The sequence below is a fragment of the Phytohabitans maris genome (assembly GCF_031085175.1).
GTDB classification, from domain to species: Bacteria; Actinomycetota; Actinomycetes; order Mycobacteriales; family Micromonosporaceae; genus Phytohabitans; species Phytohabitans maris.
Map to the genome: position 1 here is coordinate 190080 of NZ_JAVHUY010000014.1, position 24152 is coordinate 214231.

General features: G+C 72.2%; 18 protein-coding genes. 8 read left to right on the forward strand and 10 right to left on the reverse strand.

Going from position 1 to position 24152, the window contains the following annotated elements; translation table 11 throughout:
• Positions 1 to 17 precede the first annotated feature (17 nt).
• The 3 genes from RB614_RS17145 to RB614_RS17155 form a co-directional block, all read right to left on the reverse strand.
• Positions 18 to 3365 (reverse strand): 3-keto-alpha-glucoside-1,2-lyase-like domain-containing protein, encoded by a 3348-nt coding sequence (locus RB614_RS17145; protein ID WP_308713508.1) that lies wholly within the window; start codon positions 3363 to 3365, stop codon positions 18 to 20.
• 140 nt (positions 3366 to 3505) lie between these two features.
• Positions 3506 to 5650, reverse strand: a complete 2145-nt coding sequence (locus RB614_RS17150) for a cellulase family glycosylhydrolase (RefSeq protein ID WP_308713509.1) — start codon at positions 5648 to 5650, stop codon at positions 3506 to 3508.
• Between the two features lie 111 nt (positions 5651 to 5761).
• On the reverse strand, positions 5762 to 7021 hold the full coding sequence (locus tag RB614_RS17155) for a pectate lyase (protein ID WP_308713510.1): 1260 nt from the start codon (positions 7019 to 7021) through the stop codon (positions 5762 to 5764).
• Between the two features lie 228 nt (positions 7022 to 7249).
• Here RB614_RS17155 and RB614_RS17160 point away from each other — a divergent pair, with 228 nt between their 5' ends.
• A complete protein-coding gene (locus RB614_RS17160; protein ID WP_308713511.1) occupies positions 7250 to 8098 on the forward strand; it encodes an RNA polymerase sigma factor in 849 nt (282 codons plus the stop codon).
• Positions 8095 to 9720: a galactose-binding domain-containing protein gene (locus tag RB614_RS17165; protein ID WP_308713512.1), complete on the forward strand. Its 1626-nt coding sequence runs from the start codon at positions 8095 to 8097 to the stop codon at positions 9718 to 9720. The genes RB614_RS17160 and RB614_RS17165 overlap by 4 nt, the downstream gene beginning before the upstream one ends.
• Here RB614_RS17165 and RB614_RS17170 read toward each other — a convergent pair.
• A complete protein-coding gene (locus tag RB614_RS17170; protein ID WP_308713513.1) occupies positions 9717 to 9869 on the reverse strand; it encodes a hypothetical protein in 153 nt (50 codons plus the stop codon). The genes RB614_RS17165 and RB614_RS17170 overlap by 4 nt on opposite strands.
• 131 nt (positions 9870 to 10000) lie before the next feature.
• On the opposite strand from RB614_RS17170, the gene RB614_RS17175 reads away from it, so the two are divergent.
• Together RB614_RS17175 and RB614_RS17180 are read left to right on the forward strand one after the other, a co-directional pair.
• The gene (locus RB614_RS17175) at positions 10001 to 10690 is read left to right on the forward strand and encodes a dienelactone hydrolase family protein (RefSeq protein WP_308713514.1); all 690 of its coding nucleotides are present in this window, start codon (positions 10001 to 10003) and stop codon (positions 10688 to 10690) included.
• Positions 10683 to 11351 carry a phosphoribosyltransferase gene (locus tag RB614_RS17180; protein ID WP_308713515.1) on the forward strand — a complete coding sequence of 223 codons (669 nt, stop codon included), beginning with the start codon at positions 10683 to 10685 and terminating at the stop codon, positions 11349 to 11351. Before RB614_RS17175 ends, RB614_RS17180 begins: the two co-directional genes overlap by 8 nt.
• A 52-nt stretch (positions 11352 to 11403) precedes the next feature.
• Here RB614_RS17180 and RB614_RS17185 read toward each other — a convergent pair whose 3' ends face one another.
• Entirely contained in the window at positions 11404 to 12237 is an 834-nt protein-coding gene (locus tag RB614_RS17185; RefSeq protein WP_308713516.1) for an alpha/beta fold hydrolase, read from the reverse strand.
• Positions 12238 to 12373: 136 nt separating this feature from the next.
• Positions 12374 to 12556: a hypothetical protein gene (locus tag RB614_RS17190; RefSeq protein ID WP_308713531.1), complete on the reverse strand. Its 183-nt coding sequence runs from the start codon at positions 12554 to 12556 to the stop codon at positions 12374 to 12376.
• Positions 12557 to 12931: 375 nt separating this feature from the next.
• Between RB614_RS17190 and RB614_RS17195 the strand changes: the two genes are divergently transcribed.
• The 3 genes from RB614_RS17195 (at position 12932) to RB614_RS17205 (ending at position 17953) form a co-directional block, all read left to right on the forward strand.
• The gene (locus RB614_RS17195) at positions 12932 to 15727 is read left to right on the forward strand and encodes an immune inhibitor A domain-containing protein (protein ID WP_308713517.1); all 2796 of its coding nucleotides are present in this window, start codon (positions 12932 to 12934) and stop codon (positions 15725 to 15727) included.
• Between the two features lie 230 nt (positions 15728 to 15957).
• Positions 15958 to 17292, forward strand: a complete 1335-nt coding sequence (locus RB614_RS17200; protein ID WP_308713518.1) for an IS4 family transposase — start codon at positions 15958 to 15960, stop codon at positions 17290 to 17292.
• Between the two features lie 205 nt (positions 17293 to 17497).
• A complete protein-coding gene (locus RB614_RS17205; protein WP_308713519.1) occupies positions 17498 to 17953 on the forward strand; it encodes a nitroreductase family deazaflavin-dependent oxidoreductase in 456 nt (151 codons plus the stop codon).
• Positions 17954 to 18055: 102 nt separating this feature from the next.
• Here RB614_RS17205 and RB614_RS17210 read toward each other — a convergent pair whose 3' ends face one another.
• The 4 genes from RB614_RS17210 to RB614_RS17225 all read right to left on the reverse strand — a co-directional run bounded on the left by RB614_RS17210 (position 18056) and on the right by RB614_RS17225 (position 23260).
• A complete protein-coding gene (locus RB614_RS17210; protein ID WP_308713520.1) occupies positions 18056 to 19558 on the reverse strand; it encodes a hypothetical protein in 1503 nt (500 codons plus the stop codon).
• Positions 19555 to 20232 (reverse strand): hypothetical protein, encoded by a 678-nt coding sequence (locus RB614_RS17215; RefSeq protein ID WP_308713521.1) that lies wholly within the window; start codon positions 20230 to 20232, stop codon positions 19555 to 19557. Before RB614_RS17215 ends, RB614_RS17210 begins: the two co-directional genes overlap by 4 nt.
• A 35-nt stretch (positions 20233 to 20267) precedes the next feature.
• A complete protein-coding gene (locus tag RB614_RS17220) occupies positions 20268 to 21971 on the reverse strand; it encodes an FAD-binding dehydrogenase (protein ID WP_308713522.1) in 1704 nt (567 codons plus the stop codon).
• Between the two features lie 128 nt (positions 21972 to 22099).
• Complete coding sequence (locus RB614_RS17225; RefSeq protein WP_308713523.1) at positions 22100 to 23260, reverse strand: magnesium and cobalt transport protein CorA; 1161 nt, start codon at positions 23258 to 23260, stop codon at positions 22100 to 22102.
• Between the two features lie 132 nt (positions 23261 to 23392).
• Here RB614_RS17225 and RB614_RS17230 point away from each other — a divergent pair, with 132 nt between their 5' ends.
• Positions 23393 to 24004, forward strand: coding sequence for an acetoacetate decarboxylase family protein (locus RB614_RS17230; protein ID WP_308713524.1), 612 nt, complete (start codon positions 23393 to 23395; stop codon positions 24002 to 24004).
• Positions 24005 to 24152: the final 148 nt, after the last annotated feature.

The window sequence follows — 24152 nt, forward strand, 5'->3', positions numbered from 1 at the left end:
CCCGGGAGGCGCCCCGGTCAGAGGGGTTCGAGCCAGATGTTACGGAACCTCGGGTTGGCGCCCGCGTCGCCGTGGTCCTGCAGGCGGATCGGGCCGGCGAGGGCGCTCTCCGCCGCGCCGCCGCCGGTCGGGCCGTCGACCGCGACGTCGTTGTGCACCACGAAGCCGTTCCAGACGATGGTCACCCGGGCCGGCGAGACCTTGTTGCCGGCGGCGTCGAAGCGGGCGGCGCGGAAGACCACCTCGTACGACTGCCACGTCTGCGGTGCGGTGGCCGCGTTGCGGTCGGCGGCCCGGCGGCTGTAGATCGAGCCCGCCTCGCTGTTGTCCAGCGTGGTGTCGCCGTACGAGTCGAGGACCTGCAGCTCGTACCGGTCCTGCAGGTAGACGCCGCTGTTGCCGCGCTGCTGCCCGGTCACGTCCGCCGGGTAGGTGGGCTCGTACCACTCGACGTGCAGCCGGAAGTCGCCGAACGACTGCCTCGTGCGGATGTCGCCGCCCAGCGTCTCCATGGAGCCGCCGGAGAGCGGCCAGGTCGCCGCGCCGCCGCTCGTGGTCTGCCAGGAGGCGAGGTCGTCGCCGTCGAAGAGCTGGATCCGCTGGCCGCTGCCGCCGGCCGCCCACCGCTGGCTGAGCACGCCGGCCGGCTCCCAGATGTGCGCCTGGGTGCGATCGGCGGTGCTGCCGCCGAGCACGTCCAGGAGCTTGCCGGACTGCGGGTTGAGCAGCGTGCCGTCGGGCTGCGGGCGCCACACCTGGGCGGCGCTGCCGTTGCAGGTGTACAGCTGCACCTTGGTGCCGTTGGCGGTGCCGCCGTTGTCCACGTCGAGGCACTTGCCCAGCGCCCGGTACGTCTCGCCGACCCGGCTCCACCGCTGCGCGGCGCTGCCGTTGCAGGTGTACAGCTGGATCCTGGTGTGGTCGGCGGTGCCGGCGTTGTCGACGTCGAGGCACTTGCCGCCGACGCCGAGGATCGGCCCGCCGCCGCCGGTCAGAGCCAGCGCGTCGAGGTTGACGTGGCCGGTGTCGCCGCTGTCGTACCGGTACCCGATGGTGTTGGACCCGGCGTCGAGCGCGACCGTCTCGACGGCGGTCGACCAGCTGTCCCAGTTGGCGGTGGCGCCGAGCGTGATCTGCCGCTGGCGGACCCCGTTGACGTACAGGCTGATCGTCTTCGCCCCGGCGGACGGGTTGGGGCCGTTGGAGTAGCGCAGCCCGGCCTGGTAGGCGCCGGCGGCCGGAGCGTCCACAGTGAACGTGGTGGTGGCGCCGACCGTCCCGTACCCGTCGACGAAGCCGGTGCCGGTGTATCCACTGTGGTCGGTGTTGACGTTCGCCCCGCCGCTGCGCGCCGCGCTCTCCGCCTGGTAGACGCCGTCGAGCGGGGGCGGCGCCTGGCCCGGGACGGCGTTCAGCGTGTACCAGGCCTCGGTGCTCCACAGTGACTGGTTGGTGCTCGACGTGAACGGCCGCGGCGAGCGCACGTACACCACCCGTCCCGCCTTGCGGCCGCCCACCGTCAGCGAGACCTTGCGGCCGTCGGCGGAGAGCGTGGCCGCGGTGACCGGGAGGGTCTCCTCGTCGAGCTTCGGGCCGCCGTACGCCGAGGTCGCCTCGTAGCGCCACTGCTTCACGGTGTACCGCGACGCGAGGCTCGCGGCGGTCGCGGCGGAGAGCGGCTGGGTGTACTCGAGCTCGAAGCCGGTGCCGGTCGCGCGCATCGCCAGGATGTCGAAGACGTTGGTGCCGTTGGGGGTGAGCTTCTGCAGCCCGTACGTGAGCTTGCCGGTCTGCCCCCAGTTGCCGCCGGCGCCCAACCCTCCGATGTAGACGGCGCCGTCCGGGCCGAGGCCGACCTCGGAGACGCCCGCCTCCAGGCCCTGGGTGAGGCGGAAGAGCGCACCCTGGTACTCGCCGTTCACCTTCTCCAGGAACGCCCGCTGCAGCCCCCCGTACGTCACGTCGCCGACCAGGAACTGCCCCGCGTACGGCCCGCTGGGCATCAGCAGCGGCGTGCTGGGCGAGTTGGCGATCTCGTTCTGCGGCATCCAGAGCACCGGCGGCGTGACCGGCACGTTGTCGAACGGCCCGGCCGGCGTGGTGTAGTGGTTGAAGAACCGCCCCTGCTTGATGTGCAGCAGCTTGGACGCCGGCAGCCACCCGCCCTGGTTGTCGGTGACGAAGAGCCCGCCCTCGGGCCCCCAGCCGATGCCGTGCGGCGTGCGCAGCCCACCGGCCACATAGGACACCTCGCCGGTGGCCCGGTTTACCTTGATGCTGGTGCCCCGGTTGGGCGCGGGCTGCGGCACGGTGGTGGCGCCGCCGTAGTCGATGGCGACCGAGAGGTTGAGGTAGAAGTACCCGTCCTGGTAGAGCAGGCCGAACGCGAACTCGTGGAAGTTGCCGCCCAGCGGCCAGGTCGCCACCGTGTCCAGGCGGTCGGCCACCTCGTCGCCGTTGGTGTCGACCAGGGCGGTGAGGCGCTGCTTCTCCGTGACGTAGACGGTGCCGTCGACCACCTTGAGCCCCATCGGCTCCTTGAGGCTGCCGGCGATCCGCTTGACCGTGACGGGGCCCGACCCGGTGTTGCCGAGGATGTAGACCTCGCCCGCCTGCGACGTACCGGACTGGTCGCTGCCACCCCAGGTGCAGATCACCAGGCGCCCGTCGGGCAGCCAGTCCATGCCGGTCACCTTCGGCTCGAACCCGGCAGGCCGCAGGTTGGTGAGCGTGAAGCCGGGGTGCACGCCGGTCAGCGGCAGCCCGTCACCGGGCGAGTCGCCGCCGCTCTCGCACTCCTTGCGCCCGGGCGCGGTCACCCGCACCACGCCGGCGTCGGTGCTGAGCGCCGAGGTCGGCACGACGGTGAACCCGGCCGCGCCCGGCGGCCGCCACTCCAGGGTGAGCTGCTGCCCGCCGTCGCGCTCGAAGTGCTCGACGCGCAGCGCGTGGTAACCCGCGGTGAGCGTGGCACTCCCCTCCTTCGCCGTCGCGCCGTGCAGGCCGTCGTGGTCGATCACCAGGGCGTCGTCGAGGTACAGCCGGGAGCCGTCGTCGCTGGTCAGCCGGAACGTGTATGCGCCGGCCGCCGCGACGTCGACGCCGCCGAGCACCTGGGCCAGGAAGTGGTCCTCGAACCCGAAGTCGGCGGCGCTGGTCCAGTTGACGGTCGGCATGAGCTTGTCGACGTTCGGCGTCTGGCCGGGCTTGAGCGTGCAGAGGCCGCTCAGCGGCACCTGCAGGTCGAAGACCCGCAGCGTGACGCCGGGCTCCTGCGGCGCCGGCGGCGCGGCGCCGGCCGGCGGCGACCATCCGGTGAACGCGAGGACGAGGACGAGCGCGCCGAGAAGGAACCGTCTGCCCATGGGGTGCCTCCAGGGATGGCCGGGGCCACCGACATTAGAGGACTTTCCAACAGACGTCCATATCTTTAGATGAATCGATCAGAAGTCACCCCGGTCCTGCCAGAAAGTCCGCCTCCCCACGTCCGTGATCGAAGCTCCCCTCAAGCCGGTCTAGCGACGTGGCGGGAGCGTCGATAAACGGGGGCGTCGGGGGTGGTGCCGGTGACGCTGGCGCCGGACCGGGTCACGTAGTAGGTGAGCGTGGTGCCGCTCCAGAAGTGGAACGTCAGCGTCACCCGCTGGCCGTCGTCGACCTCCGCGAAGAACTCCGGCTTGAGCGTGATGGTGCCGGCGCTGTAGTCCGGGGCGAACGCGACGTCGAACTCCTTGAACGAGGTCCAGTTGTGCGGGCCGGCGTTGCTGCCGTCGGCGTACCTGGCCTCCATCGTGGCGAGCTGGTCGCCGCGGAACTGGGTCGGCACGTTGAACGAGCCGGTCTGCCCGGTCGCGCCGGCGAGGATCGGCGGGTCGTACGTGATGACGCTGATCCGCCATGGCACGCCGGCCGAAAAGCGGGCCTGGATGTCGGCGTTGACGCCGTACGCGCGGCTGCCGACCAGCCGGGTGACGGCCGCGGCGGTGAGCGTGAGGGTGCCGCCGGAGACGGTGTAGTCGGTGCCGCCGGCCAGGTCGGCGCTCCCCTGCCGCAGCCCCTGGAACGTCAGCCCGTTGAGGTTGAGCGTCAGGCTCTTGGCGGTGATCGAGCCGGTGCGCGGCACGTACACCTGGTCGCTGGAGGCGGTGCCGGAGCGGGTGGTCCAGCTCGACTTGATCTGGGCGACCAGCTCCGGGTCGCTCCACTGGAACGACGTGCGGCCGAAGTGCTGGCCGTTGTCCCACAGCTGGGTGGTGAGCCGGCGCTGGCGGGCGTGGTAGCCGAGGTACTCGAAGAACTTGAGCTTCTCGCCCTGCTCGATCGTGCCGGTGTGCCGGTCGAAGCCGAGCAGGCCGTACTCGCCGACGACGACCGGGATGCCGCGCGCCACGAACGCGTTGTGGACGCGGTCGAACTGGTCGACCAGGTCCTGCTGGGCGGTGGCGTCGAAGCGGGTGCCGCCGGCGACGTTCACGCTGAAGGGCCAGTAGCCGTAGAAGTGGACGGTCGCGATGAGATTCGGGTCGTTCAATGTGTTGAACGTGTTCGAAAGCTCGTCGACCCTGGCCTGGTCGGCCGAGGTGTGCAGCGTGGGGAGGACGAGCAGCCGGGTCGCGTTGCCGCCGCCGGACTGGCGCACGATGCGGTGGAACGAGGTGTTGAGCTCCTCCAGCAGCTGGGCGTTCTGGGCGTCGCCGGAGCTGCCGGTGAACTGCGGCTCGTTCACGCTCTCGAAGGTCAGCCGCGGCGAGGCGTCCCGGAACGCGGCGGCGATCTGCGTCCACAGCGCGTTGTACCGGCCGAGCACGTTGGTGCGGTCGGTGGGCATCGTGTTGATCCACTGCCACGAGTCGTGGTGCAGGTTGATCATCACGTAGAAGCCGTCGGCGAGGGCCCAGTCGACCACCTCGCGTACCCGGGCGAGCCAGGCGGCGTCGATGGTGTAACCCGGCGCGGCGCCGTGGTGGTTGCTCCAGGTGACCGGGATGCGGATGCTGTTGAAGCCCTGCGCGCGGATGTTGTCCAGCAGGGCGGCGGTGACCCGCGGGTTGCCCCACGCGGTCTCGTCGGCGCCGACCGCGTCGAACGAGTTGCCCAGGTTCCAGCCGGGCTGCATCGCGGCGACGGCGGCCATCGCGTTGCCGGCCGGCGGCGGGCTGGTCGGCGGCCGGGTGGTGGGCGGCGGGCTCGTGGGCGGTCCGCTGGTCGGCGGGCTCGTCGGCGGCGTCGTGCCGACCGCGCCGGTGCAGGCCACGCCGTTGAGCGCGAACGAGGTGGGCGCGGTGTTGGTGCCGGTCCACGAGCCGTTGAAGCCGAACGAGACGGTCGCGTTGGTGGCGATCGCGCCGTTGTAGCCCACGTTGGTCGCGGTGACCTGGGCGCCGGCGGAGGTGACCGTCGCGTTCCACGCCTGGGTGACCCGCTGCCCGGACGGGAACGTCCAGACCAGGCTCCAGCCGTTGACCGGGTCGCCGAGGTTGGTGATGCCGACGGTGGCGGTGAACCCGCCGGGCCACTGGCTGCCGGCCGAGTACCCCACGCGGCAGCCGACCGCCGCCTGCGCGCTGGTGGCCAGGACGATGCCGGCCGCCGCGACGAGTCCGGCGGTGGCCGCCGCGACCAGTCCGAGCCGCCAACGGGTTCGCCTCATGGGTGCCCTCCAGAGAAGCACGACGCGCGGGAGGCCGGGCGCCACCCGCGCGTCGTGAACACTAAGTTGGAGCGTTAAACTTTGTCAATCGGCGGTTACCGATGTTGCCGGCTACCGGTAGGTGATGTCGGACGTGGCGTAGAAGCAGTTCGTGTTGTCCGCGCCGGTACCGACCTGGCTCGGCTCGTCGCCGCTGTTGTTGCCCCGGTATTTGCGGCAGATGACCATGGCGCGGGAGGAGTCGTTGACGATGGTGATCCCGCTGAAGCGGGCGGTGTCGCCGTAGTTGGTGTTGATGCCGGCGACCGTGTTGCCCGGCCTGGTCAACGTCACGTTCCGGATCACGACGTTGCGTTGGTGTTGGGTGGAGCAGTTGCCGCAGGAGCGGTAGAAGGTGCCGAAGTTGGTGGCTTGGAAGTTTTGGATGGTCAGGGTGCCGGGGCCGTTGTGTTGGAAGACTTTGTCGCTGGCGCTGCGGGCGCCGCCGCCGTCGACGAGGAAGGTGGGTGAGCCGCTGCCGCGGAAGGTGGCGGCGTCTTCGCCGACGTCTTCCCACCATACGTTGCGTAGGGTGCAGGGGCCGGAGCAGTGGACGCCGTCACCGGCGGGGGCGCCGATGATGACGTTTTGTAGGGTGGCGCCGGAGGAGAGTTCGAACATCGGGTCCTGGGATTCTTCTTGGCTGCCGTCGCCGATGCAGCAGTATCGGCGCATGCCGCCGTCGAAGACGCCGGAGACCGAGATCGTGCCGTCCACAGACGACTGACCGGTCGGCGTCGGCCAGCCACCGGTGGGCGGCGGAGTCGTCGGCGGGGTCCCGCCACCGCCCACGTTCACGAGCTGCCACTGCTGGTTCCACCCGTTCAGGTCGGTGTATTGGGCGATCGGCCCACCGTCCGCGGTGGACCACTCCCAGACGTCGAGCGCCTTGTTGCTGTGCCGGCTGATGAACCGCACGTACCCGCTGTCCGAGTCGACCAGCCGGAAGTGCTGGCGGGTGTTGTTGTTGTCGGTCATCTGCACGAGCCGGGCGCCGTCGGTGGCGTTCGGCAGCTCCAGGACCTTGCCGCTGTGCGCCGACCTGATCTTGTAGTAGCCGCCGCCCGCGTCGACGAAGCGCCACTGCTGGACGGCAAGGTCGTTGCGGGCGAACTGCACGATCGGGGCGCCGTCGTTCGTGGCCCACTCGTACAGGTCCATCGCCTTGCCGCTGTGCCGGTTGACGAAGACGTAGTTGACGCTGGTGCTGACGGTCGCCGCCGACGCGGTGGTGACGCCGACGGTCGTGATCGCACCGGCGGCGACGAGGGCCGTCGCGCCGGCGACGAGCGCCAGGCGGCGCCGGCTGCCGGCGCGTCTCAGTTGGATCATCGTGGGAGCTCCTCTGTGGTCACGGTGAGCAAGGCTGCCGCCGCGGGCTTCCGACGGCACCCCGGTAGATGCCCGAGGACACAGTAGATAACCAAAACCTTCGATCTGGGTACAGGAATACGCTTACCCCAGCGGTTTTGCAAGAGATAGTTGGTTGTCTTTACTTACTTACGTCGTTGTGTCACGATCGGTGCCGGCCCCGGGCGATCGGTAGTGAGCGGTGCAGTCATGACCCAGAGTGAGATCGAGGCGCCCCCTGACGTCACCGCGCTGGTGGTGCGCGCCCAGGCCGGCGACCGGGAGGCGCTCGACCAGCTCGTCGCCGCCCACCTGCCGGTGATCTACAACGTCGTCGGCCGCGCGCTCGGCGGCCACGCCGACGTGGACGACCTGGTGCAGGACACCATGATCAAGGTCATGCGGGGGCTGCCCGGCCTGCGCGAGCCGGACCGGTTCCGGGCCTGGGCGGTGACGATCGCGTACCGGCAGGTGCAGCGCCACCTGCGGGACCGCCGGCGGAGCCTGCTGCGGGTGAGGGCCGCGCCGGCCGAGCTGCCCGACCCGCGGGCCGACTTCGCCGACGAGGCGGTCAGCGCGCTCGCCCTGACCGGCCAGCGGCGCGAGCTGGCCCAGGCCACCCGCTGGCTCGACGACGGCGACCGGCGGCTGCTCACCCTCTGGTGGCAGGAGGCGGCCGGCGAGCTCACCCGCCAGGAGATGGCCAGCGCCCTCCGCGTCAACGCCAAGCACGCGGCGGTACGCCTGCAGCGGCTGCGCGAACGCCTCGACGCGGCCCGGGGCGTGGTCCGCGCGCTCGGCGCCCACCCGCGCTGCCCCGAGCTCGCCGGCCAGCTGCGCGGCTGGAACGGCGCCACCGCTCCCCTGTGGCGCAAGCGGCTGGTCCGGCACACCCGCGACTGCGCCCGCTGCACCGGCCACCGCGGCGAGCTCGTACCGGTGGAGCGGCTGCTGCTCGGCGCCGCCGCGCTGCCGGTACCGGTGGTGCCGGCCGAAAGAGGTCAGCACCGTCTACAGAGGATCCTGGACAGTCCACACGGGAGGGTGAGTGCGGCATGAAGCTTCTCACGGCGGTCGTCCTGGCGGCGGTGGGCACGGCGGCGCCGGCCGCCCCAGCCCCGCTCGAACCACAGCTCGTCACCAGCGTCGACACCAGCGCCGGCGGCACCGGGGCGCGGCTGCTGGTCGGCGACGTCAGCGGCGACGGGCGGCTCGACATCGTCACGATGCAGCCGACGTACTCGGCCGACGACCGGTACATCGGCCGGCAGGTGCAGGCCCTCGCCGCGTTCGACGTCGGCACCGGCGGCCAGCTCTGGCAGGTCGGCACGCCCGACCCCCGGGTCACCAACAACGGCACCGACATCCCGGCCGAGATCTACGACCTGGACGGCGACGGCGACAACGAGGTGCTCGCCGTGATGGAGGGCGAGTTCCGGGTCTTCGACGGGCGGACCGGGCAGCTGACCCGCGCGTTCCCGGTGCCCGGCCCGAACGCCTGGGACACCATCGTCGTGGCGAACACGCGCGGGCTGGACCGGCCGGCCGACATCGTGTTCAAGGACCGGTACGAGCAGGTGTGGGTCACCGACAGCGACGGCACGCTGCTCTGGACCCACCGCGGCACGGTCGGCCACCGGCCGTACCCGCACGACTTCGACGGCGACGGCCGGCAGGAGCTGCTCGCCGGGTACGACTTCGTCACCCCCGACGGCGCGCTGGTGTGGACCGCGAACATGGCCGACCACCCCGACTCCATCGCGGTCGGCGACATCGACGGCGACGGGAGCGAGGACATCGTCTTCGGCGGCGCCGGGCTGGGCGGCGACAGCACCAACGCGTACCGCTCGGACGGCACCCTGCTGTGGCAGAACCTCGACGCCGTCGAGGCGCAGCAGGTCGGCCTCGGCGACTTCCGCCCCGACCTGCCCGGCCTGGAGGTGGCCGGCCTCGACCGGGTGGACCGCACCGCCACCACCGGCAAGGACTCGCTCTACCTGGTCTCGGCGACCGGCCAGACGCTGTGGAAGGAGGAGCGGAGCACGCTGGGCTGCTGGGGCACCGTGCTGGAGCCGCTGCACAATTGGGACGGGACGTACCGGGACCTGCTGCTCGCCTGGAACCGCGGCTGCGGCGAGGTCGCCGGCATCTGGGACGGCGCCGGCCAGCGCGTGGCCACGTTCCCGGTCGACGGCCGCATGGTCCGCGCGGACGTCTGCGGCGACGACCGCACCGAGGTGGTCGACTACGTGATGGGCGAGCGCGCCTACGTGTACGCGAGCGGCCCGTGCGACCTGGCCGCGAAGGTGACCGGCCGGCCGCTGCCGCAGGCGAAGAGGCACTACAACTACAGCCGGTACACGGCCGAGGAGATCCCGGCCGACCACGCCGAGGGGCGGCGCTGGAGCCCGGCGGGACCCGGCTGGCGGGTCGACCTCGGCCGGCTGCGCGAGCTGACCGGCGTCACCGTCACCTTCGCCGCCCGCCGGCACACCGTCGACTACCGGGTGGAGACCTCAGTGGACGGTCGCGCGTGGACGGTGGCGGCGCGGGACACGACCGGCCGCTCCGGCACCGGCCGGGTGGAGTTCACCGGCCTCGGCCGCTACGTGCGGCTCTCCGTCGACCGCTGCGCCGGCCCCGCCCGCCTGACCGCGGCCGCCGTCCTCGGCACCCGCTAGGCGGGCTTTCCCGCAGGGGTCGGGTCGATCGGGGTGCCGTCGCCCTCGCCGTCCCCGTACCGCTCGCGCAGGTCGTCGAGGGCCGCCTCGACGAGCGCCCGGGCATCCGGGTCGAGGTAGCCGACCCGCCTGATCTCGATCTTCTCCACGCGGCCATCCTGCCCGGTCGGGCAGAGGGTGCCCAACCGGCGGGGCGCCGGCGCGCCGTCGGGCGCCGCGAGCTCCTCGTGGAAGAAGGGTGCCGGGCATAGCCGGGGTGGCCGGTGGGTAACCGTTCCCCATGAAGCTGGATGCCGCGGGCGCCGCCCTCGAGGCCGACCTGGCCATGCCACCGGAGCCGCGGGGGGTGGTGCTCTTCGCGCACGGCAGCGGGAGCTCGCGGATGAGCCCGCGCAACCGCCTGGTCGCCAGTCACCTGGGGGCGGCGGGCTTCGGCACGCTGCTGACCGACCTGCTCACGCCGGACGAGGAGCAGACCGACGCGGTCACCGGCGAGCTGCGGTTCGACGTGCGGCTCCTGGCCCGCCGGCTGACCGCGATCGTCGACCACCTGCCCGAGCTGCCCCAGGTGCGCCAGCTGCCGATCGGGCTCTTCGGGGCCAGCACCGGCGCGGCCGCCGCGCTGCTGGCCGCCGCCGCCCGGCCGCGGAACGTGCGCGCGGTCGTCTCCCGCGGCGGCCGCCCCGACCTGGCCGGCGACCACCTGCCCGGGGTGATCGCGCCGACGTTGCTGATCGTCGGCGAGCGGGACCCGGAGGTGATCGAGCTCAACCGGGCGGCGGCGACCCGGCTCGGCGGCGAGTGGGCGCTGCGGATCGTGGCCGGCGCCACCCACCTCTTCGAGGAGCCGCACGCGCTGGACGAGGTGGCGCGCGCGGCCGGCGCCTGGTTCGGCGTGCACCTCAGCGCGCGCGGCCGGGGCACCGAGGGCCCCTCCGGCGTGGTCATGGAGGGCGGCGGCCATGCGTGAGTCCCGGTTCGCGGACCGTGACGAGGCCGGCCGGCTCCTCGCCGGGGCGGTGGCCGCCCGGGCACCCGAGCTGGTCGGCCAGGGCACGCTGGTGCTCGGCCTGCCGCGTGGCGGGGTACCGGTGGCGCGGCACGTCGCGGACGCCCTCGACGGCGAGCTGGACGTGCTCGTCGCCCGCAAGATCGGCCTGCCCGGCGAGCCCGAGTTCGGCATCGGCGCGGTCACCGCCGGCGGTCCGGCGGTCTTCGACGAGCGCACGCTGTACCAGTTCGGGCTCGACGCCGAGCGCCTGGCGCCGGACGTGGCCCGGGAGCGGGCCGAGGCCGAGCGGCGGCTGCACCGGTACCGCGGCGACCGCCCGCCGCCCGTGGTGGCGAACCGGCCGGTCCTGGTCGTCGACGACGGCCTCGCCACCGGCGTCACCGCCCGGGCCGCGCTGCGCGACGTCCGCGCGCAGGGGCCCGCCCGGCTGGACTTCGCGGCGCCGGTCTGCGCCGCCCAGGCCGCGGACGTGCTGGCCGGGGAGGCCGACGGCGTCTACTGCGTGACCCGACCGGCGGACTTCACCGCGGTCGGCGCCTGGTACCGGGACTTCGCCCAGCTCACCGACGCGGACGTGGAGGAGGCGCTGGCCGCCGCCGCGTACCGTCCACGCCACTGACCCGCGGCTGGCCCGCCGGCCGGGCCGGCGGGCGCCACGGTGCGGCGGGCGGCTACTCGCGCAGGAAGCCCAGCAGCGCCGGGTTCACCTCCTCCGGGTGGGTCCAGCCGACGTTGTGCGGCCCGCCCTCGACCGGCACCAGGCGGACGTCCTTGAGCAGGGCGGGCAGCCGCTGGGCGGTGTTCGGGTACGGCAGGATCCGGTCCTCGGTGCCGTGCACGACCAGCACCGGTACGTCGATCTTCGGCAGGTCGGCCCGGAAGTCGGTCAGCCAGGTGTCCACGCAGACGTACGAGGCGTATGGCGAGCCGTCGGCGGCCACGTTGAAGCTGGCCTGCCACGCCTGCGGGCTGATCCGCTTCGAGTCCAGCTTGTCGGTGTTGTAGAAGTTGTCGAAGAAGTCCTTGAAGTACGCGTACCGGTCGGTGAGCACGGCCTTCTTGATGTCGTCGAACACCTTCTGGTCGACGCCCTCGGGGTTGTCGCCGGTCTTGAGCAGGAACGGCGGTATCGCGCCCAGCAGCGCCGCCTTGCGCACCCGCGCCGACCCGTAGTTGCCCAGGTAGCGGGCCACCTCGCCGGTGCCCATCGAGAAGCCGACCAGGACGGCGTCGGTGAGGTCGAGGTGCTCCATGAGCATGTTGAGGTCGCTGGCGAACGTGTCGTAGTCGTACCCGAGCGTGGGCCGGCTGGACTGGCCCCACCCGCGCCGGTCGTACGCGATCACCCGGTAGCCGGCGTCCAGCAGCTCGCGGTGCTGCCGCTCCCACGAGCGCCCGTTCAACGGGTACCCGTGGATGAGCACCACCGGCTGCCCCTGCCCGTGGTCCTCGTAGTAGATCTCGATGTCGGCGCCGTTCTCGGCGCCGACCTTCACTCGTGACATGACGGGTCTGCCTTTCTCGTGACGGCCTCCGCCCATCCTCTGTGCGAGCGCGTCCCGATTTCCGGCGTTTCACCGCCTTCGCGTATCGCCTGCGGCCCGCCCCCTCCGGAGGCGATACTGCGCGCCGCGGGCGCGGCTACGGCAGGGTCTTCTCGACCGCCGCCGGACCCTCCTCGGCCAGCCTGCGGCGCGCGTCCGCGAGGTTTTCCGGCGTGGGGTCCTTGCCCTCCGCGGCCACCAGGTCCTCCGGCTCCCAGGGCTGGTCCGACCCGGTCCGCGGCTGCTCCTCCCGGCGCCGTTCGTCATTGCGGTCCGTCATGGCGCTCACCCCCTTTTCCACACCCCGCATACCCCGGTGCCGGCGATCCACGCATCAGGGCGCGGCCCCGGCCGCCCGGCGTCCCACCGGCCAGGGACGACCACTGTGGACAGACGCCGGGAACGGGCGGCATGACGGACAAGCGCCAACTGTCCGGTTGACCAGCCCCGGCCGCCGCGACGCGACAACGGTGGTTGTCCATGGCCCAGGCGTGGCATAGCGTCCTCTCGTTGCCCGCGTGTCCGATCGGGTGCGTCGGGTGATTCGACCTCGTGCACCGACGCGCGTGGAAAGGGGAGGACGTTGCTACGTCGAAGATCCAGCGGGGGGACTATGTGGACAAGCAGGAGAAGACGGGCGCTCATCTCGATACCCGTGCTGGTCGTCGCCGTCGCCGGCGTATCGGTGACCTCGGCCGGTCCGGCGGCGGCTGACCGCCCCGCCAGATACATCCCGACCGACCGCGACTTCTACATCAACTACGTCGAGCCGAAGGTGGAACGCTCCTCGGACGGCAAAGAGGTCGTGACCACGGAGGGCAAGCGCAAGGTCAAGCGGAGCCAGCCGGACCCGGTGACCCGGTACGGCCGCAAGTTCTCCGAGGGTAACCCGGTCGCCGCCCGCGGGCTGGCCCGGACCGAGGCCGAGGCGATCCGCACCGGCAAGAACCCCCGGCAGATCCGCTACAAGCAGGCCGACCAGACCCAGACGGCCAAGCTGCTGACCATCCTGATCGAGTTCAACCCGAACGCCAACGACGACTTCTCCGGCGTGATGGTGCCGCAGGCGACGTTCGACGACGCCACCACCCCGCAGAACGAGCGCGACTGCGTGCCCGGCAACGTGCAGAACGGGCCGCTGCACAACAACATCCCCAACCCGGCCGAGGCGTCCCACCCGGACAACAACAGCTTCTGGGTGCCGGACTTCTCCCCCGACCTCTACAACGACATGCTCTACACCCGGGACGGCATCACCGAGCGGGTCCGCACCGACCTGCGCGGCCCGGACGGCAAGCCCGGCATCAACCTGCGCGGGTACACGATGCACAACATGTACCTGGAGATGTCGAAGGGCGCGTACACCGTGGACGGTGCGGCGACCCCGTGGGTGACGGTGCCGCACTCCGAGGCGTGGTACGGCGCGGACACCTGCACGCTCGTCGACGGCGTGTGGGAGGCCGGCCAGAGCCAGGACATGAACGGCCACCCGGACAACCCGGGCGGTCCGGCGACGCTCGGCGCCGACGCGGTCGACGTGCTGGCCGCGCAGGACCCGGACTTCCCGTGGGCCGACTACGACGTCGAGGACGTCTCCGACGCGGACGGCGACGGCAACCTCAACGAGCCGGACGGCGTCGTCGACCACCTCGTGCTGGTGCACGCCGGCGAGGACAAGTCGGGCGGCGGCGGCGCGCAGGGTCCGTACGCGATCTGGGCGCACTCCTCCACCATCGTGCCCGGCCACACCATCCCCGGCACCGACAAGATGATCGCCAACTACATCGTGCAGCCCGAGGACTCCGGCGTCGGCGTCTTCGCCCACGAGTACGGCCACGACCTCGGCCTGCCCGACCTGTACGACATCGCCTCCGGCGGCGACTCCGACGTCGACTTCTGGGACCTGATGTCGTCCGGCTCGCACACCGGGCCGATCTTCCAGGGCATCCCGACGCACATGGGGCTCTGGGACAAGTTCGTGCTCGGCTGGGCCGACCCGCTCATCCTCGACCCCGGCGACGACCCGACGAAGGTCAAGGTGGGCCAGACGTCCCGCACCCCGGTGGGCACCGAGGACGGCGTCCGGGTCAACCTGCCGACCAAGGAGGTCTCGCTCTCCACACCGCACAGCGGCGCGGGCCAGTGGTGGACCAACAACGACCAGGAGTGGGCGGACATCCGGCTGACCCGCGAGCTGGCCGTGCCGGCCGGCGGCGACGTGCGGTTCTGGCTGTGGAACCACTACCAGATCGAGGCGGACTGGGACTTCGGCTTCGTCGAGGTCTCCACCGACGGCGGCGCCACGTGGGCCGAGCAGAAGGTCTTCGACGAGGCCGGCCAGCTCGTCTCCACCGACGACGGCTACCCCGACCCGAACGGGCGCATGCACGACTTCGGCGACAAGAAGTACGGCCTCACCGGCGACACCGGCGGCGACTGGCGGCACGACTACGTCAGCCTGACCCCGTTCGCCGGGCAGACCGTCCAGCTGCGGCTGCGGTATGCGACCGACGAGGCGTTCGAGGACGTCGGCTGGTTCGCGGACGACTTCTCGGTCACCGCGGACGGCGCCACGACCTGGTCCGACGACGTCGAGAGCGGAAACAACGGCTGGACGCCGACGGTCACCTCGTTCACCAACACCACCGGTACCGGCTGGAGCGTCTCGCCCGGCGAGTTCTCGTACGCGCACTACTACCTCGCCGAGTGGCGCAACCACGACGGCTTCGACGAGGGCCTCAAGTACGCGTACAACACGAACTACCTGCGGGACGGGGCGTGGAAGGTCGACCGGGTGCCGTACAACGCGCCGGGCCTGCTGGTCTGGTACCGCGACACCAGCTACGGCAGCCTCAACCTCACGCTCAACAACCTGTTCGACCCGCCGAGCATCGGCACCAAGGGCGGGCTGCTGATCGTCGACTCGCACTTCGACCCGCTGCGCCGGCAGGGCACGGCGGCGGCGAAGGACCCGTCGGCGCTCGACAACCTGCCGTCCCGGCCGCAGTCCTCGAACGCGGCGTTCAGCTTCGGCGAGACGTACCCGTTCAAGGACTGCTTCGAGGCGCCGAACGAGCCGTTCAGCGGCTACTGCACCAGGTTCGGGCCGCTGCCGCCGGTCAAGTCCTTCACGGACGCGAAGGGCTGGTACCCCGGCATCGAGTACCGGCCGGACCTCGACCCGCAGGCCCCGCTCTTCTTCCGCGACTCCGACGCGTCGGTCGTGCTCCCCTCCGAGGGCAACGCGCCGTACACGGTCCGGATCGTGAACAAGAACGGCAAGCGGGCCACCGGCCAGTTCGGCATCGACCTGGGCGGCGGCGTGCTGACCGGCACCGGCAACCCGGGTGACGCCGGCGTCAACTTCGGCGTCGGCTTCCGCCTGGTCTACCCCGGCTATCAGAACCAGTGGGCCACCGTCCTGGTCACCCCACCGGCGGCGGTGCCGTAACCCGTCACCTTCCCGGGCCGCCGCCAGCCCCGCCGGCGGCGGCCCGCGGCCGTTGACGAAGCCCCACAAGCGGATCTAGATCCAATGCCGCTCAGTTAAGGGTCTGGATCAGGCGTTGTTGATAGGGCGGAGATAGATAGGCAGCGAGGCTCCGGTAGACATGACTGTCCTCACAAGATGGTCACGATCTGTAGGGAGCCTCGCTGTCCGCGTATTCTGTCACCCGCCGCGTGATCAAGGTCGCTGCGGGTGTATTTGCCCCGGGACACCTCGGGGAGTTGACCCAGCATGTGCCCTTCGAGATGGTCGATGCCGCGTTGGCCGAGGCGGGTCGGGGTAAGTCACGGGTGCGTGATGTACCAGCCCGGGTGGTGGTCTACCTGTTGTTGGCTGGTGCGTTGTTCGCCGATGTGGGCTACCGGCAGGTCTGGGACAAGCTGGTAGCGGCCCTGGACGGTGTGCCGGTGGCGAGACCGAGCTCAGGTGTGCTGGCCCAGGCCCGCCAACGGATGGGACCGGGCCCGCTGCGGGCGTTGTTCGACCTGGTGCGGGGGCCGGGCCCGGCGCCACGCACTCGTGGGCGGTGGTGGCGGGGTCTGCTGGTGTGCGCTATCGACGGGACGAGCGCGGCGGTCGCGGCCAGCCCGGCGAATCTGGCCGAGTACACCCCCCATCGCTGCAACCATGGCGGGTCGGGCTATCCGAAGCTTCGGCTGCTGGTGTTGGTGTGTTGCGGGACCCGGACCGTCATCGACGCGGTCTTTGGGCCGACCACGAAGGGGGAGGTGCCCTACGCCAAGCTGCTGGTGGCCAGCCTGCGCTCGGGCTGGGTGGTGCTGTTGGACCGGGCCTTTGGGGCCGCGGACCTGATCGAGGCGGTCGTGAAGGCCAGGGCGTACCTCGTGGTGCGGGTCAAGGACAACCGGAAGCTGCCGGTGATCCGCAGGTTGCCGGACGGCTCGTTCCTATCGGTGATCGGCCAACTGCGGGTCCGTGTCGTGGAGTGTCAGATCCACGTGCAGACCACGGCCGGGCGTGCCACGACCGTGTACCGGCTGGTGACCACACTGGTCGAGCATCGCCAGTATCCGGCGTTCGACCTGGTCCGGCTCTACCACGAGCGGTGGGAGGTCGAAACAGCGTTCCTGGAACTGAAATCGACGATCCTGAGCGGACGGGTACTACGGGCCCGGACCCCGGCCGGAGTCCGCCAGGAAATCTACGCACTACTGATCACCTACCAAGCCATCCGCCTGGCCATGGCCGACGCCACCGACAGCCAGCCCGACCTCGACCCCGACCGGGCCTGCTTCACCACGGCCCTGTCCGCCGCCCGCGACCTAGTCGTACAAGCCGCGAACGCCATCACCGGCACAGTGATCGACCTGGTCGGCGCGATCGGCCGACGGGTCCTAGCCAACCTCATGCCCAACCGACGGACCAGACTCGCCCCACGGATCGTGAAACGAGCCATCTCCAAATACAACGCCAAAGGCCCCGACATCGACCGGAAGACCTACCAGGCCACCATCGGCATCGACATCCTGGCGATCCAAAACCCTTGACAACACCCCACCACAACTTAACTGAGCGGCATTGGATCTAGAACGTTTAGGGCTCTATATCCGCCCTAAACGTTCTAGATCCGCGCTGCGGGCGTGTTCTCGACGAAGATGTGGCCGGATGTCGAGACCGGCGGGGCGGCTCCGTCTCAGGGGTGGACGCGGCCGGCGTGGCCGCGCCGACCCGCGTACCGGAAGGACAGCCGCCATGGCCATCGCCGAGGACCTCGACCGCGCCACCGACTCGCAGTGGGACTGGGTCGCCGAGCACACCCGCACGTACCTCGCCTCGGGCGGCACCGAAGGCCACGAGAACAACGGCGTGCGCACCCTCGTGCTCGCCACGACCGGACGCCGGACCGGCACGCCCCGCCGCACCTGCCTGATCTACGGCACCTCGGGCGGCGAGTACGTCGTCGTCGCCTCCAAGGGCGGTGCCGACCAGGACCCGGCATGGTTCCTGAACCTGGTTGCGGACCCCAGCGTGGGGGTGCAGGTCGGCACCCGCCGGTTCACCGCCCGCGCCCGCGTCGCCTCCTCGGCCGAGCGCGCGCCCCTCTGGGCCCAGATGGTGGGCACCTTCCCGCTCTACGAGGACTACGCGCGCAAGACCGACCGCGAGATCCCGATCGTCCTGCTCACCCCGCTGCGCGGACCCGCGTGACCCGCGACGGTGAGGTGTCGTGGACGCACAGACGCCGGACGGCCGCTTGCTCCCCGCGGGGGCCGGGGTAAGACCGCCGGCGACCGAAGCTCCGAAACCGCTCTACCGGCGCGCGGGTACGGCGGAGGCCGGCTCGGGCGGTGCCTCGGCGGTCTCCGCGTCGGGCTCCGGGCCGGGCCCGTCGCCGGGGGCCTCGCCGGAGGTGGTGAGCAGGGCGGCGAGGTAGAGCGCGGCGAGCGGCACCACGTGCATGAGCATGCGGTTCATCGAGTCGGCGTCGGCCGCCCGGTAGGCGCCCTCGCGCAGGTAGGCCATCACGAAGCAGAACGGCAGGAACGTGGTCAGCGGAAACCGCAGGTGCGCCTGGTGCGGCAGCCGGGGCGACATCAGCCAGGCCAGCAGGAGCAGCCCGGTCAGCAGGGTGAGCGACAGGCCGTACCCGCCGACGCCCTCGACCTGGTTGCGATAGAGGGCGCGCACGCTGGTCCAGAGGGTGTCCGGGTCGCGCACGGCCAGGGCGGCCAGGGCGAGCCAGAGGCCGGCCTCCGCGGCCGCGAGCAGCCACCCGCCGCGGCGGTCGGCGGTGCCCCGGCGCAGCAGCGGGATGGCGGCCAGCGCGGCGGCGCCCAGGGCGGCGGCGCCGATGCCGGAGGCGGGTAGGCCGGCGTCGCGGTCCAGGAAGAACCAGATCTGGAACCCGGCGAACAGCAGCGTGGTGCCGCCGAAGACGGCCAGTACCGCCACCCGCTGGCGGCGCGGCACGCGGGCGGACAGGACGGTGGGGAGCAGGACCAGCGCGGCTGCCAGGAAGCCCTCCGGCCGGATGATCACTATGCCGGGTATCGCCAGGAGCTGGAGGGTCGCCAGGGCGGGTTCGCCGCGGTCGGGCCCGGCGGTGGCGAGCAGCCACCCGCCGCCGGCGGCGAGCAGCACGCACGCCGCGAACAGCAGGTGCCCGTTGAGGTAGAAGAAGCTGAACACGACCCGGTTGTTGGTCAGCAGCAGCGTCACGACCAGGGCCGCGACGGCGGCGACCCGCCACCAGCCGGTGCGCGGGGCCCGGGCCAGGAACCAGACGACGGCCGCGACCGTGGCGGCGGTCAGCAGCGGCGTGATCGAGCGGAGGTAGAGGTCGCCGTCCAGGCCGGCCGGGGCGTGCAGCAGCGGCACCCCGAACACCCGGGTGCTCAGCAGCTCGGTGGAGGCGGTCGAGCGGTAGTCGCCGTCCGCGATCAGCCGGCCGGCCATCAGGTACGTGATCGAGTCGGGGTGCCACTTGAGCATCCTGGCGTCGCGGAGCACCGCGACGGCGGCGACGGCGGCCAGGGCGCTCCCCGCGGCGAGGGGTACCGACACGGCGACCCCGCGCCCGCGCCGCCAGCACACCACCCACCAGGCGACCGGGGCGCCGAAGACCACGGCGAGGGTGATCGCCGGCGAGGTCGGCAGCCCGGTCGCCACCTGGACGAAGCCGGCGCCGAGCAGCAGGCAGATCCCGGCGAGGAAGCCGAGCGGGAGCAGCCCCCAGCCCCGCAGGCCGGCGGTGCGCAGCAGGGCGCAGCCGCCGCCGAGGAGCAGCAGCACGACCAGCGACTCGGCGATCATCGGGTCAGCTCGTCCCGTACGGCGGGCGGCAGCAGCGTGGTCTCCACGAGCAGCTCCTGGTAGTCGTACTCCTCGCCCTCGCGGGCCTGGGGCCACCGGATGAGGGCGAACGCCCGGTCGGCGCCGGAGGTGCGGGGTCCTTCGCTCGTGACGAGCGGCCGCAGGTAGAAGTTGGGGTCGGCCGGGCCCTTGGGGCGCGGCCGGGCCGGGTCGACGGCGAGCGCCCACGGTGCGCCGCGGGCGCCGCCGACGCCGGTGGCCACCACGTACGGCGTCGGGTCGAAGCCGGGCCCCGCCGCGGCGGTCGGCGCGGCGACCCAGACCAGCCGCCCGACCCGGCCGAAGACCCGCAGCCGGCTGGCGGTCTCGTCGGCGACCTGCCGCTCGGCGTCGTACGGGCCGGGCGTCGGGATGTACACCGTCGCGCCCGGGGCGAGCGTGCCGAGCCCCTGGTACAGCCCGTACCGCTGGCGGTGCCACCCGCCGTTGCCGAAGGTGATCCGGGCGAGGTCGTCGGTCGGGTAGGTCCCGACGGCCCGGAACTCGTAGTACCGCTCCCGGTCGATCGCCCGGAACTGGAACACGTTGACGGCGATGGCGGCTATCAGCGCGGCGGCGAAGAGCCGCCGGCGGTAGGGGGCGAGAGCGGCACGCAGACGAGGTAGGCCCGGCACGCGCCGCATTCTGCCACAAGCCGATATGAGATCAGCTAAACCGCTCGGGCCGCGGCGCGGCCGGCGGCCCGGCCGCTGAAGAGGCAGCCGCCGAGGAACGTGCCTTCGAGCGCGTTGTACCCGTGCACGCCACCGCCGCCGAAGCCGGCCACCTCGCCGGCCGCGTACAGGCCGGGTATCGGCTGCCCGTCCGCGCCGATCGCCCGCGAGTCGAGGTCGGTCTGGATGCCGCCGAGGGTCTTGCGGGTCAGGATGTGCAGCTTGACGCCGATCAGCGGGCCGGCGGCCGGGTCGAGCAGGCGGTGCGGCGCGACGGTACGGCCGAGCCGGTCGCCGAGGTAGCGGCGGGCGTTGTGGATCCCCTGCACCTGCGCGTCCTTGCTGAACGGGTTGGCGATCTGCAGGTCGCGGGCCTCGATCTGGGCGCGGATGGCGGCGGCGTCGAGCAGCGGCTGGTCGGTGCGGCCGTTCATCTGGGCGACCAGGTCCTCGACGGTGCGGGCCACGACGAAGTCGACGCCGTGCCGCTTGAACGCCTCGACCGGTCCGGGCGCGCCCCGGCCGACGATCCGTTCCCGGACGAAGGCCCGCCGGTCCTTGGCGGTGATGTCCGGGTTCTGCTCGGAGCCGGAGAGCGCGAACTCCTTGCGGATGATCCGCTGGTTGAGCACGAACCAGGAGTGGTCGTGGCCGGCCAGGTCGGGCGCGGTACGCAGGTGCCGGAGCGTGCCGAGGGTGTCGTAGCCGGGCAGGCAGGGGTCGGGCAGGCGGCGGCCGAGCGCGTCGAACCACATCGAGGAGGGGCCGGGCAGGATGCGGATGCCGTGCCCGGGCCAGACCGGGTTCCAGTTGTGCACGCCCTCGGTGTAGTGCCACATCCGGTCCCGGTTGACCAGCCGGACCCCGGCGCCGGCGGCGATGTCGAGCATCCGCCCGTCGACGTACGCGGGCACGCCGGTCACCATGCGGCCCGGCGGCCGGCCGAGCCGCTCCGGCCAGAACCGGCGGACCATCTCGTGGTTGGCCCCGATGCCGCCGGTCGTGACGATCACCGCCTGGGCGGAGAGCTCGAACTCGCCGACCACCTCCCGGCTGGACGGGGCGCCGCGCAGCGCGTCGTCGGGGGCCAGGACCACGCCGCGTACCCCGGTCGCGGCGCCACCGGTCAGCACGATCTCGTCGACCCGGTGGCGGTGGTGGAAGCGGAGCAGCCCGGCCTCGGCGGCCCGCTCGGCGGAGCGGACGAACGGTTCGACCACGCCGGTGCCGGCGCCCCAGGCGATGTGGAAGCGGGGTACCGAGTTGCCGTGCCCGGTCGCCCGCAGGTCGCCGCGCTCGGCCCAGCCGACGGTGGGCAGCAGCCGGACGCCGTGGCCGTGCAGCCAGGACCGCTTCTCGCCGGCCGCGAACTCGACGTAGGCGCGGGCCCAGCGGACCGCCCACACGTCCTCGCCGCCGCTCTCTGCGCCGCCTTCTGCGCCCGCGGCGCCGAGGCGGTCGAACTGGGCGCTGCCCCGCCAGTCCTGCCAGGCCAGCTCCAGCGAGTCGCGGACCCGCAGGCGCCGCTGCTCCGGGGTGTCGACCAGGAACAGCCCGCCGAACGACCAGTACGCCTGGCCGCCGAGGTTGGCCTGGCCCTCCTGGTCGAGCAGGGCCACCTTCCGCCCCGCGGCGGTCAGCTCATGGGCGGCCACCAGCCCGGCCAGTCCGGCCCCGACGACGATCGCGTCCACATCCACAGCGAGCAGTCTATTCAGCCATGATCGCCCGCGCGCCCGGCGCGGTTCGCGAGCCGGCGGTGATCGAAGCTCCCCTGAAGTCGCTAGAACGACATGGGGGGAGCTTCGATCACTGGCCGGGACCGGCGCTAGAGCCAGCCGCGGTGTTTGAAGACGGCGTACAGGCTCGCGCAGGTCAACGCCATGAGCGCGATCGCGAACGGGTAGCCGAACGCCCAGTGCAGCTCCGGCATGTGGCTGAAGTTCATCCCGTAGATGGTGCCGATCAGCGTCGGCGCGAACAGGATCGCCGCCCAGGCCGAGACCCGCTTGATCTCCTCGTTCTGGGTGTACGAGGCGACGGTCAGCTGCCGGATCTCCTCGTTCTGCGCCTGCGACACCAGCGTCGCGTTGAGGGTGAGGATGTCGGCCAGGACCTGCCGGAAGCCGTCCACCCGCTCGGCGACCGTGGTGGCGTGGTCGGCCACGTCGGTCAGGTAGCGGCGCAGCTCCTGGTCGGTGCGGTACTTCTCGAACCCGGCGGTCAGCCCGGCCAGGATCTCCAGCAGCGGCCGGGTCGCCCGCTGGAACTCGACCACCTCGCGGGAGAGCTCGTAGATGCGGCGGGACACCTTCGGGTCGCCGCCGAAGACCTGGGTCTCGATCTCGTCGATGTCGTTCTGCAGCCCGGCGATGACCGGCGCGTACCCGTCCACCACGGCGTCCAGGACCGCGTACAGCACCGCCTCCGGGCCGCGCGCCAGCAGCTCGGGGTCCGCCTCCAGCCGCCGCCGCACCGCCGGCAGGTCCGGCGCCGCCCCGTGCCGCACGGTGAGCACGAAGTCCGGCCCCACGAACAGGTGCAGCTCGGCGAAGTCGACCTCCTCGGCGTCGTCCAGGTAACGCGCCGCCCGCAGCACGACAAAGAGGGTGTCCCCGTACCGCTCCAGCTTCGGCCGCTGGTGCGCGACGATCGCGTCCTCCACGGCCAGCTCGTGCAGCGCGAACTCCTCCCCCACCGTCAGCAGCTGCGCCTCCGACGGCCGGTACAGCCCGATCCACGCCATCTCCCCCGGCACCCGCCGCAGCCGCCGCGCGGTCTGCGCCAGCGTCGACGGCGTCTCCACCCGCTGCCCGCGGGAGTAGACGGCCGAGGTGACCATGCTCTCCTCCACCGGTGCGGCACGGGCGTTCTCGGCCGCGGCCCGGGGGTCCATCGACAGCTCGGGCGGCGGCTCCTGGTGGTGATGGCGGCCGCCGTCGCGCCGCGACCGCCGCTGACGGACCCGCGCGCGCCAGTTGTCCGCCATGACCGCCTCCGCCCTCACCGCCGTCCGCGTGCCCAGGTATACCCCGCCCGGCGCCCGGTTCCCCGGGCTTTCGGCGAATCGACGGCAGCCGGTTGCCGCGGCTTTCGGCGAGTCGAGGGGCAGCATGGAGTGGTGAGCTACCCGCCCGAGCCGTGGCACCTGCGCGGCCAGATGTACGTGTCGGTCTGGCCGGTCCCCCGCGCCCACCTCCCGCCGCTGCCGGCCGTCCTCGCCGCCGAGGTGCGCCCGCTCACCGTGGCCGGCCGCGGCCTGGTCGGCACCGCCTGGGTCGACTATGGACCCGGCGGCGTGCTGACCTACCGGGAACTGCTCAGCGCCGTGCTCGTACGCCGCGCCGGCCGCCCGCTGGTGTCCATCGTGGACATCTGGGTGGACAGTCCGGCGTCCCGGGACGGCGGCCGTGCGCTGTGGGGCATCCCGAAGGAGCTGGCCGAGCTCGACTTCCGGGCCACCGGCGGCGGGCTCGACGCGCGGGCGACGGCGATCGCCGGGGCGTGGCTGGTGGACGGCCCGCGGCTGCCGGGCCGGTGGCCGGCGCGGTTCTCGGTGGTGCAGGCGCTCGGCGAGCGGACGAGGACCACGCCGGTACGCGCCCGCGCCGCCGCCCGCCTGGCCCGGGCCGGCTGGCGGGTGGAGCCGGACGGCCCGCTCGCCTACCTCGCCGGCCGGCGCCCGTGGCTCACCCTCGCGCTGCGCGACTTCCGCATGGTGTTCGGCCGGTAACCAGGCCAGCTCCGCCGTACCGGGCGCGGACGTGTGCCGGGCCGCCTGTGGCGGCCCGGCACGCGCTCCCGGAGGGGGGTCAGATCATCCAGCGGTTCTTCTGGACGAGGGGCAGGCGGGCCCAGATCCGGCCCAGGCCCCAGGTGTG

What these genes read in the sequence shown, in the direction of transcription:
- RB614_RS17205 (WP_308713519.1), top strand. Translation starts at nt 17,498, where the DNA reads ATGGCCATCGCCGAGGACCTCGACCGCGCCACCGACTCGCAGTGGGAC.
- RB614_RS17190 (WP_308713531.1), bottom strand. Translation starts at nt 12,556, where the DNA reads ATGACGGACCGCAATGACGAACGGCGCCGGGAGGAGCAGCCGCGGACC.
- RB614_RS17175 (WP_308713514.1), top strand. Translation starts at nt 10,001, where the DNA reads ATGAAGCTGGATGCCGCGGGCGCCGCCCTCGAGGCCGACCTGGCCATG.
- RB614_RS17160 (WP_308713511.1), top strand. Translation starts at nt 7,250, where the DNA reads ATGACCCAGAGTGAGATCGAGGCGCCCCCTGACGTCACCGCGCTGGTG.
- RB614_RS17145 (WP_308713508.1), bottom strand. Translation starts at nt 3,365, where the DNA reads ATGGGCAGACGGTTCCTTCTCGGCGCGCTCGTCCTCGTCCTCGCGTTC.
- RB614_RS17165 (WP_308713512.1), top strand. Translation starts at nt 8,095, where the DNA reads ATGAAGCTTCTCACGGCGGTCGTCCTGGCGGCGGTGGGCACGGCGGCG.
- RB614_RS17225 (WP_308713523.1), bottom strand. Translation starts at nt 23,260, where the DNA reads ATGGCGGACAACTGGCGCGCGCGGGTCCGTCAGCGGCGGTCGCGGCGC.
- RB614_RS17185 (WP_308713516.1), bottom strand. Translation starts at nt 12,237, where the DNA reads ATGTCACGAGTGAAGGTCGGCGCCGAGAACGGCGCCGACATCGAGATC.
- RB614_RS17150 (WP_308713509.1), bottom strand. Translation starts at nt 5,650, where the DNA reads ATGAGGCGAACCCGTTGGCGGCTCGGACTGGTCGCGGCGGCCACCGCC.
- RB614_RS17155 (WP_308713510.1), bottom strand. Translation starts at nt 7,021, where the DNA reads ATGATCCAACTGAGACGCGCCGGCAGCCGGCGCCGCCTGGCGCTCGTC.
- RB614_RS17180 (WP_308713515.1), top strand. Translation starts at nt 10,683, where the DNA reads ATGCGTGAGTCCCGGTTCGCGGACCGTGACGAGGCCGGCCGGCTCCTC.
- RB614_RS17210 (WP_308713520.1), bottom strand. Translation starts at nt 19,558, where the DNA reads ATGATCGCCGAGTCGCTGGTCGTGCTGCTGCTCCTCGGCGGCGGCTGC.